Origin of the sequence: Pseudomonas rossensis, from assembly GCF_039888995.1 — a bacterium.
GTDB lineage: Bacteria > Pseudomonadota > Gammaproteobacteria > Pseudomonadales > Pseudomonadaceae > Aquipseudomonas > Aquipseudomonas rossensis.
The window spans coordinates 1-9,479 of sequence record NZ_JBBWCB010000177.1; the positions used below are offsets into that span (position 1 = coordinate 1).

Consider the following 9,479-nt stretch of genomic DNA (forward strand, 5'->3'; position numbering starts at 1 on the left):
CAAGCTGCTGGCCATTCCGTTACGCGACGGCTGTGACTTGATGGACGTGATCGGCCGGCGCTTGCGGGCTCAAGCAGCGGAATAAACGAAAACGAGCGCCATGACGGCGCCCGTTTTTTTTGTCCGCAAACAAAGAGGTGCACCAGCATCCATCGGACTTGCCAGCTCCGAGCGAAATCAAGGATTGTGTGCGCAAATGACTGAAGCGGAGGTTATCGCACGGTCAACTGCTCAATGGTCGAAAATCCATCGTTCCACAGTTTGGATGACCTCAAAATGGGACAAATGACTGAACAATTGATCGACGTTCTGGATCAGCTCGCCACCGTGCTGAAAGCGATGGAGCTACTCACTGGAGCCAGTGGATGCGCAAAGCCAAGGCACACTTGATGAACTCTGATTACTACGGGGTTGAGTATTTGCTGTCAGCCTTTGGCGGAATGGGCTCGCTTAATGACCTGGTCCTTGGGCAACACCACGTCGATGGTGTTTGGGCCTGGAAGCCCGGGTATGTCGAGTTGAACACAAGATTTGATTCGTTACGCAGCGAAGCCGCAGCGCTCGCGAGAGCCATAAAACGTACGCAGCAAAATTGATCTGTCCCCATTTAATTCCTGCAATCTGATATGGAGAGCCTGTCGCTTTGAATTACGGACAAGACGTTACTGTTGTAGAAGCCTTTCAAAAGCTTGCACGCAGTATTGACATTGAGTTTCCAGAACGCCTCGCGACGCTCATGGGGATAGCACACACGCTTCCAGCAACGGCAGCACTAAGTAGCCTTGAAGATTTTCTATGGCTTGATGCCGAGGAGGCCGAGCGAGAAATCAATGAGTGGCTCAATCCAAATGATCAACAAGGTAGAACCTTTCTTCCCTTTGCGACTACTGGCGGTGGAGAGCCTTACTGCGTGGTACGTTTGGAAAACGGCGCTTCTGGGATTGCTCGGATAGTTCATTTTGCACAGCCATCTTCACTCGCCCATGCCGATATCTCGTCGTTCGTGGCCAGGGAATACGTGCGCATTGCAACAAATCTGTCCTGGCTATCACCTCAAGCGGACTTCAGTGCAGCACTGATAAGTGAAGTGGCATTGATCCAGGCAGCGCTACTACCCTCAGACTATGAATTTCTTAAGGATTTGTTCAGCCGGCAATGCGTTGACAAGAGCTACAAGGCTGGGCCAAAAAGTATCCCGAAAACTGTCAAAGCCTTCATTTCTCAAGAAGAAGAGGAAGCGTTAGCTGCCAGGCTGCACCATCCAAACCCCATTGAGTTTGAAGCTCTTCGTGCCTGGATGCGCTAATAGAATAAAAGGTGACAGATCTATTTAAAGTGTTTTTGGCGAATGGCGTTATGAAGCAAAGCAGTATGTCGCTCTGATACATTCGCACTTTTTCAGGAGGGAAAAATTATGCGAAGGATTATCGCAACGGGGGCGCTCTTGCTGGCCTTGGGCGGGTGCGCAACATCACCTATGCGGGTTTCTGAAGCGCGGCCAGTGCCGGCCAGTGAGATGTACGCGATCAAAAGCCAGGGTACGACAGATCCGGGACGCCTGACCATTTTCCGTGATGACGGGTTTGTCGGTTCGGGATGTGACGTCGTGTTCTACATTGATGGTCAGCGCGCAGCCAAGATAGGTCCCGGTCAGAAGGCATCTTTCGTTTTGCCTGCCGGTGAAGTGAATCTCGGCACCGGGCTCGCCGAGTCTGGATTATGTGCTGGTGTCGCGATCAAAACTGTTGTGGCCAACATCAAGCCAAGGAAAGAAGTGATTTATCGAATCAACTGGGATACGCAGGACTTCTATTTAGGCCTCTACGTTGAATATGGACGTTGAGCCCAGACAGTTCCGGCCTGTTTCGCACGCCACACCACCTAATAGTGAGTGAGGAGTTGAACACAAGATTTGATGCGTTACGCAGCGAAGCCGCAGCGCTCGCCAGTGCCATAAAACGTGCGCAGTAAAATAAATCTGAGAATCATTTGGCCGGCCTCCCCACCTTTCGGGTGCGGCCCTGCAATGCTGTTGTTCGGGCTCGCAGTCACTGGCTCGTATTGAGTTCGCTACCCGAGACGTTCAAGCAGGCCCTCAAAATGACAATCAAGCCCTCCGCGTAGAGCAATACTCCACAATGAGCTGAGTGACCGCTGCCACAATCGACTGATCCGCGTCAGGCGAGGTGAACAGCCGACATTGCGCATCCGGCAAATCCGGCAACCCTTGTTCTACCCCAATAACCGCCAATCCTTGCCCCAACTGACTGAGTGGCATGGGCGCTACTGCGAAGCCTGCCAGGGCCGCCGCCCGCAACCCGGCAGTGCTGCTGCACAACATCGCCGTGCGTTGGGCGATCCCCGCCTGCGCCAGTCTCGTCAGCGCGGCCTCGCGATAAGGGCACGGCTCGGGGAACAGGGCCAGCGGCAACGGCGTGGGTAACCGGGCGACGGGTTGCGCCGACCAGGCCCACACCAGCGGTTCTTGCCATAGCAACAGCCCCGCTTCGCTGGTTTCGCACAGCGAACCGATGACCACTTCCAGATGCCCTTGCTTCGACCGCAGACTGAGTGAAAACCATCCTGGGGGAAGACGTTGATCGGCGCGCGCGTGAGGACGCGACTCAGCACGCCAGGAGCCTGGCAAACAGTTTGTCGCTGACGTTTCAGGCGCCGTGCTGTTGAGGCCGTCCCGGCTGCAGATCGATTCATTACAAACCGAAAAACCTGAATAGCCACAGCCCTCCCATACCAACCGCCAGCGTCAGGACCGTATTGCGAGTCTGCCAGGCGACCCAGGCCGCAATAATGGCGGCGGGTATCGGCCAGTACCGGATATTCCTTCGCCCTCGATCGCCGTTAGCCTCCGAATTGCCGAGCCTGGCCCCCTCCCTAAAACATGCCCAGCGAATAGTCGTCTATCTTTACGACGACCCGTCTCGCGTAGGCGCACGTAACAATAAACCAGGGAGCAACAAGTGGTCTTGTGTAGGTCATGTCGAGGGTGTACGCGTTCATCCTGCAAGCAGCGAGAGCCGTCCAGTCACAGACCTCCACGAACTGATCGATCAACGCATCGAAGCGTTAGCAGATCAGGTAATCGAATGGCGACATCACTTGCATGCTCACCCCGAGCTTTCCAATCGTGAAGTGAACACCGCACGCTTTATCGCAGACCACCTGCGCTCGCTCGGGCTGGACGAAGTTCGAACCGACATCGCCGGGCATGGCGTCGTAGGGGTACTGCGCGGTGGCCAGCCTGGTGAGCGAGTGATTGCATTGCGCGCAGACATTGATGCCCTTCCGGTCAAAGATTGGTTGATGTCGATTTCGCCTCAATCGTCGTGGACAACGACTATCCGGTCGGGCCATTTCCGGTGGCCATGATTGCCATACCGCAATGCTGATGGGAGCCGCCGACGCGTTGGCCAGCGTAAGGGATCAGTTGGCTGGGACGGTACTTTTTGTGTTCCAACCCGCAGAGGAAGGCCCACCGCTGAATGAAACAGGCAGAGCTGCCGCCATGGAGGAAGCCCAGGCACTGGCCAACCCGATGCCGACCAGGTGTTTGGCATGCATGTAGGGCCGCTGCCGAATGGCGTCGTCGCCTATCGGATCGGCAATCAGTACGCAGCATCGGTGATCGTACGCATCGTCATCACCGGGCAGCAGGTTCATGGCTCGACCCCATGGACGGGCAAAGACCCTTTGCCCGTGGCTGCCGAGATCATTAGCGCCTCCGCGCAAATCTACCGGCAAGTGCCGGCCTATAACCCGGTGACCATCAGTTTTGGGCACATCGAAGATCAGGGCCGATTCAACATTATTGGCGAGACGGTCACACTGCTGGGCACGGTACGTTGTTCCGCGGAGTCAGACATGGACGATATCTGTCAGCGCTTGCAGCAACTGGCCTCACACTTGGCACAAGCCCAGGGATGCGAGGCCAAGACTGAGTTTCTCCAATATGTGCCTGCCGTTCATAACGAAGCCAAGTGGGTACACGCAGCAATTCCGACCCTGGAGTCAGTTGTAGGCCCGCAGAACCTGGTGCAGACGGCTCCTACCATGGGCTACGACGATGTTTCAGTGTTCGTTAATCGGTATGGCGGGTCGTATGTCTTGCTCGGGGTGCAGGACGCCGAATTCAAAGACGGCGCCATTGTTCCTATCCCGGGCGGGCGCGGCATCAGCTACAACCACAACCCACATTTCTATGCCAATGACGATGCCTTGCAGACAGGTGTCAGGTTGCACGCACATGTAGCCATCGACCACCTGATGGGCAACCTGAAAACGGAGTGAAGGATGCTGCTTTATCTTCAGGAAATGGTTGGCACGGCGGTCTTCGCTATCACCGGTGTGCTCGCCGTCAGAAAGGTTGATGTCGATATTTTCGGTGCGGTGGTGCTGGGTGTTATCACGGCCATCGGCGGAGGAACCATTCGCGATTTACTGCTTGATGTGCCGATTTTCTGGATCGCCGATTTCAACTATGTCTGGGTCGCCCTGACTGCTGCACTGGTGACTTTTTTCCTCGCCTCGCGTTTGCAGAAACAGGCAGGGTTGCTGTTGTATCTTGATGGCTTGGCGGGTGCTTTGTTTGCCATCGTCGCCACCGAGAAGGTACTGGGCTTGCATTACGCCGTGCCTGTAGCAGTGACGATGGGTGTCCTTACCAGCATTGGTGGTGGCATCGTCCGTGACGCCTTGGCCGGGAGAGTTTCGCTGCTGATGTCGCGGGAGATCTACGCCACGCCCATCTTGCTCGGTTGCGTTCTTTATGTCCTGGTGCGCGACGCCATTCCCTCGATCTGGATCAGCGGCTGGGTAACGCTGGTCTTCATCTGTAGTTTTAGGTTCGTCGCCATTTATAAGCACCTGCAAATGCCTGGCATTTTCTCTACTAAATAGCTCATCTATCGGAAGCACTGCCGGCGCCTTGCCCTGAGTCGCCGACCGTCCGCTATGGGTTGTGGATTCAACCGGTCGATTGCGGTCCTTCACGATAGGCAGCAATCGGCCAGAAGCACACATTCGCCTGCCAATTTTATGTCCTGCTTTGGATTTTACTGGATTTTCCTATATGGAATATCATTCAGTTAGTTCGCTTCGCTAACCGAGGTCGATTACAGTAGCGGCCCAAACTTAATCTTCGTATTTATGAAGTCATGTGCAAGCCGAAGACGTAGTTGCCACAATAGGAAATCGCTTCATTCAGTTATCTATGATATCGATGTAGTTTAATCACCCTATAAAAAACAACACAAAGCATTGCACATTGATAGCAACCTAATTAAAAGCGGAATAACTATTTTCTTTTTAACTTACCACTCGTCGCCATGCAGAAAAAAAATTCAACTTTTTCTAGAGCGGGTGACTCACACCAATACAGCCATCAAGGCGATGTGTATATTTTCTGATTGATTGGCGATTACTGATAGGAGATAGCAATGAACTACGAAGATCGCGATACCTATGGCATGTACAAAACCAACCTCCTACGAGATGCCGGCTCCGTGGAACAGGGGCCTGGCCCCGACCTTATGGGAGCAGACACACTCATTGGAAATGATGTTTATAACCATAACGAAGAAGACTTGGGGGATATTAAGGAAATCATGCTAGATGTTCGCAGCGGTAGAGTGAGTTATGCCGTTCTATCCTTTGGGGGCTTTCTTGGCATGGGAGAAAAGCTGTTTGCAGTACCCTGGAATGCATTGACACTCGACACAGTAAATAAGCGCTTTGTACTAAACGTAGAGAAAGAGCGCTTGGAAAATGCACCAGGTTTTGACAAGGACAGTTGGCCTAATATGGCCGACGAGTCTTGGGTAACAGAAATCCATTCTTTCTATGGAACTAAACCCTACGATTACGACACTATCCAAAGACAAAGTATCGACAAGAGCTAACTGTCCATATCCGAAACGAAGAGAGATGCGCGCCGAGCAAAACAACGACATGTTAAAGCTGGTCATTGGGGGTGCCAAACCCTAAGGCGCGCATTGCGGTGAGAAAAGGTTCTGTCGGCCAGAAGCGGTCATCGAGTGTCTAGGAAATTCGGGGCGATTCACGGATTGGCACGACCTTCGGCAAGCCCATTAGCAGGCATCAGCGATCAATTCCGCTCGGATTGCAGCAGGCGCGGCTTGAACATGCCGTGGGCGATCATCGGCGCGGGCTCTTCATCGCCGTGCTACCGGCAGAGGAATTCGCGTATCGCTTCGGCGGTTCGCCTGGCGCTGGTCACCACGAAAAAATGCCCCTCGCCCTGCAGGACGTGCAGTTCGGCACGGCGAATGGTGCGGCGCAGGATGTGCGCGTTGTACAGCCGCACCAGGGTGTCGCGTTCGCCGGTGAGGATCAGCGTGCGCTGGCGCAGACGGAACAGCCGCGGCAGGCTTGTCCAGCCGACCAAGGCGGTGAGCTGGTGGTAATAGGTTCGCGGGTTGACCGTGAGCATGCCGTTCACCACACCGAAGCGCAGCAGCGTCTGTATCGAATTGCGGGAGCCTTCTTGCTTGCGCAGTTTGGCGCTTTTACTCCTGCCAAAAAAATCCAGGATGTCGGCGGGCTTCACCAGCATCGCCGGGCCGGCCGAGGTCGCCGCGAGGATCAGCCGGCGCACCATGCTCGGGTAACGCAGGGCGAATTCTTGCGCCAATGCACCGCCCCAACTGATGCCGAACACATCGACCTGGTCGATTCCCAATTGCTTGAGCATCTCGGCGATCAGGTCGGCATGGCGCGGCAGACGCATTGGCCAGCGGGGCATTTGCGAGTTGCCGACCCCGGGCACGTCCAACGTAATGGTCCTGTAGTCCACCAGTTCATCGCGCAGGGGATCGAAGGTACGGATCAAACCACCCAGGCCGTTGAACAAGAGCAGCGGTGAGCCTTGGCCGCGGATTGAAACGTTCAATTGCAAGTCTTTAATGGTTAATTTGTGCGTTGTCATGGTTTCCCCCTTGGCCTACCAGCTGTTAAGACAGCGTCTGGCGCCAAACGACTGCTTTTGGCTCGATTTCTGTCAGTCGCGACGGGCAGCAATCGGCCAAAAGCGGACTCTCACGATAGCTGCTTTTTGGACGTCAGCGCACGACGCGGCGTCTGACTCAAAATGGATCTCAGTCGCGCTAGCTGTCGAGAGATTCAAACGACGAGTTTTAGTAGATTCTCCAACAGCTCTTTAAACTCAGCGCGATCTGTATAATTTTCCCGGTGCGTGACCGGTGGAGGATCTGCTCAGCCGCCATCAGCGGCCAGAGTTTGTCGATCACATCGTCCGCTTTGATGTTCTTGTCTCAGAACCCAATCTCAACGACGGCTATTTTCTCCTGCTCTCGCGATTGCTTGACTCGTAGAGTGTTGAAGGAAGAAATTTGCAAAAAATATTCGTCATTTACATGTACCTTCCAGCAGCAAAGGACGCTTGATGAGAACCCCGCTACTCGCCCTCACCCTCGCAGCTCTATTGAGCGCATGCGCCATCCCTTACAAAACCCCGGAAGCCCGCGCCAATATTGAACGCGATCTGAAGCTCAGAGCAGACGAAATCGTCACTATCACCGAAACCAACTGGTGTTTATCTCCCTATGGTGATTTGCAAGTGTGCAGACCCAAGCAAGGCCTGGGTGTACTGACCAAGAGCAAGCTAGTGCTGGCCTTCTATAAGGGCGGCATCTACCAGCAAGCTGAAGTCATCAACGCCAGCGATGTGCAGTGTGCCCACCTGCAAAGTGGCAGAGCCGCAGCCGATACCTTCTACCTATTCAGTGAACGTTGGGCCGCCATGCTGGCGCCAATTACCGTGGGAGGTGCCTTGGCCCTCGATAAGAAAGCCCAGTTCCTGAGCGTGCTAGTGCCGCCAAACACTGAGAGCTTCACGGCTGCGCAAGGAAATTTTATTCAGGTCACCGATCGCAAGAATTACTCGGCTGTGGCGGTTCCAGGTACCAAAACCTATGTAGGATCCAGCGAGAGTATTTACCAGATTTTTAATCCGTGTACGCAGGGAAAGAATCGCTCAGCCGGATCCTAAGTCCTGACTTGACCTGACCTTTCGAGTGAAACAGTCCCAGCAGCAATTGCAGCGCAAGAATCCAATGCAAGCCCGATGCGCCGGGCCTGTCGAGAGCCGACAGTCGGCTGCCGACAGTTACAGACGCAATGAAAAAGAAGGGCTGCATTGGGTCGTCGGCGGCCCGTCATGACAGGCAATAATCGGCCAAAAAACATACCGCTCCACATCATTGCTGTCAGCCAGTTTGTTCTCGAGTCGAATACAAAACCAACTATGGAAAGTTTGCCCAGCAGCTGATTTGATGGCCGCTCATTGCGTCGGAGAAATGGCTTCAACTCGACTACAAAGAAGCCCCTTTGACACCCATCGGGCAATGCTCAGCTTGACCATTTCAAGGAGATAAACATTTGACTGACCCGACCACGCGAGAGGAAAGCCACCGAAGCTTCAGAAAATATCTGCGTATTGACGCAGCCCTCTTCATAGCGAGCATGGTGGGAGCTTTTACCCTTAGCGGTTTCGCACACTTGGAGAAATTCTATCTAACACTGGATGTGCCGATTGATCGGGTGAACATCAGCGCGCAACAGTTCGTGGCCTATGGAGCCGCCGGGTTTGGGTCCTTTCTTGCTGCTCTGGTGTTCGCAATGGCTCTGGTCGGAACAGTAACCCTTTTTTTGGTGCTTTTTGAGAAACCAAGAAACAACATGGACAAGCCCGTCATAATGCCGAAATGGATGGCCAACGTACGCAACCGGGCTGTTGAAAATCGAGGCGCGTTTATGGTTGTTGGCTCCATTTGCGTACTAGCGTTTCTTCTGATGTCTGCTTGGTATCTCTTGGTGCGGGTGCCATCGAACGCAGGACGGGCGGCGGCGCTCGAACTCGCTTCCGAGTGCAGTACGCGCCAAGTGGTCTACGCAAATCTCGACCAATACGAGGGATGCCAGATAGCAGAATCTGACGACATGCTCTACCTGCTCAAGCGACACCACGCTGACTCAAAGGGTGTCGAGTTCCAGACGCTTGAAGTCCCGAAATCAGGCCTGAGAAGCGTTACAGGGCAAGTGCAGAACCTCACATATAAGCAATGAATGCCTACATGCCTAGTGGGTGGGTTATGACGCGTGGAATTGCATTTGATGTAGACGCGTTGTGTAAAGCCGAAAGTGTCATCCCCGGCGACGAAATCCAGGTGTGAAACTGCTGAATGTGGTGCGAAAAAATCATCGCGCTAAACTCCGGGCGTACGCTACCAGCCAGCTCTCCACGCGTTGTGTCGATTGCTGCCTTTCGTAATAGGCGGCTATCGGCCAAAAGCCGCCGGTCAGGGTATCGTAACTGATCCATAAACCCCACCTATCCAAACAGGCGGCGTCTGAGGTGGGGAGGAATCAAATCATGCTGGCGCGGAGGCCATTCGCGGCGTAGCTACTTCATTTTTTGTGGCTTG

The 9,479-nt window shown here is 54.0% G+C and carries 10 protein-coding genes and 2 pseudogenes; 10 read left to right on the forward strand and 2 right to left on the reverse strand.

Features of this window, described 5'->3' with window-relative positions:
* Positions 1-365 precede the first annotated feature (365 nt).
* The 3 genes from WLY71_RS27535 (at position 366) to WLY71_RS27545 (ending at position 1,843) form a co-directional block, all read left to right on the forward strand.
* Positions 366-596 (forward strand): DUF6966 domain-containing protein, encoded by a 231-nt coding sequence (locus WLY71_RS27535; RefSeq protein ID WP_347806071.1) that lies wholly within the window; start codon positions 366-368, stop codon positions 594-596.
* Between the two features lie 47 nt (positions 597-643).
* Complete coding sequence (locus tag WLY71_RS27540; protein WP_347806072.1) at positions 644-1,306, forward strand: SMI1/KNR4 family protein; 663 nt, start codon at positions 644-646, stop codon at positions 1,304-1,306.
* A 108-nt stretch (positions 1,307-1,414) separates the two neighbouring features.
* Positions 1,415-1,843, forward strand: a complete 429-nt coding sequence (locus WLY71_RS27545) for a hypothetical protein (RefSeq protein ID WP_347806073.1) — start codon at positions 1,415-1,417, stop codon at positions 1,841-1,843.
* 264 nt (positions 1,844-2,107) lie between these two features.
* On the opposite strand, the pseudogene WLY71_RS27550 reads toward WLY71_RS27545, so the two are convergent.
* Positions 2,108-2,557: pseudogene (locus WLY71_RS27550) on the reverse strand (LysR substrate-binding domain-containing protein); the annotation flags it as partial.
* Between the two features lie 251 nt (positions 2,558-2,808).
* Here WLY71_RS27550 and WLY71_RS27560 point away from each other — a divergent pair.
* The 5 genes and pseudogenes from WLY71_RS27560 (at position 2,809) to WLY71_RS27575 (ending at position 5,915) form a co-directional block, all read left to right on the forward strand.
* Positions 2,809-3,387: a hypothetical protein gene (locus WLY71_RS27560; RefSeq protein WP_347806074.1), complete on the forward strand. Its 579-nt coding sequence runs from the start codon at positions 2,809-2,811 to the stop codon at positions 3,385-3,387.
* Between the two features lie 19 nt (positions 3,388-3,406).
* The gene (locus tag WLY71_RS31495; RefSeq protein WP_425589968.1) at positions 3,407-3,583 is read left to right on the forward strand and encodes a hypothetical protein; all 177 of its coding nucleotides are present in this window, start codon (positions 3,407-3,409) and stop codon (positions 3,581-3,583) included.
* Positions 3,559-4,305, forward strand: a pseudogene (locus tag WLY71_RS27565) (M20 metallopeptidase family protein); the annotation flags it as partial. The gene WLY71_RS31495 and the pseudogene WLY71_RS27565, both read left to right, overlap by 25 nt.
* A gap of 3 nt (positions 4,306-4,308) precedes the next feature.
* Complete coding sequence (locus WLY71_RS27570) at positions 4,309-4,914, forward strand: trimeric intracellular cation channel family protein (protein WP_347806075.1); 606 nt, start codon at positions 4,309-4,311, stop codon at positions 4,912-4,914.
* Between the two features lie 539 nt (positions 4,915-5,453).
* A complete protein-coding gene (locus WLY71_RS27575; RefSeq protein WP_347806076.1) occupies positions 5,454-5,915 on the forward strand; it encodes a PRC-barrel domain-containing protein in 462 nt (153 codons plus the stop codon).
* Between the two features lie 284 nt (positions 5,916-6,199).
* Here WLY71_RS27575 and WLY71_RS27580 read toward each other — a convergent pair whose 3' ends face one another.
* Positions 6,200-6,961 carry an alpha/beta fold hydrolase gene (locus tag WLY71_RS27580; RefSeq protein WP_347806077.1) on the reverse strand — a complete coding sequence of 254 codons (762 nt, stop codon included), beginning with the start codon at positions 6,959-6,961 and terminating at the stop codon, positions 6,200-6,202.
* A 477-nt stretch (positions 6,962-7,438) separates the two neighbouring features.
* Between WLY71_RS27580 and WLY71_RS27585 the strand changes: the two genes are divergently transcribed.
* Both WLY71_RS27585 and WLY71_RS27590 read left to right on the forward strand, forming a co-directional pair.
* A complete protein-coding gene (locus tag WLY71_RS27585) occupies positions 7,439-8,044 on the forward strand; it encodes a hypothetical protein (protein ID WP_347806078.1) in 606 nt (201 codons plus the stop codon).
* A gap of 389 nt (positions 8,045-8,433) precedes the next feature.
* Positions 8,434-9,120, forward strand: coding sequence for a hypothetical protein (locus WLY71_RS27590; protein WP_347806079.1), 687 nt, complete (start codon positions 8,434-8,436; stop codon positions 9,118-9,120).
* Positions 9,121-9,479: the final 359 nt, after the last annotated feature.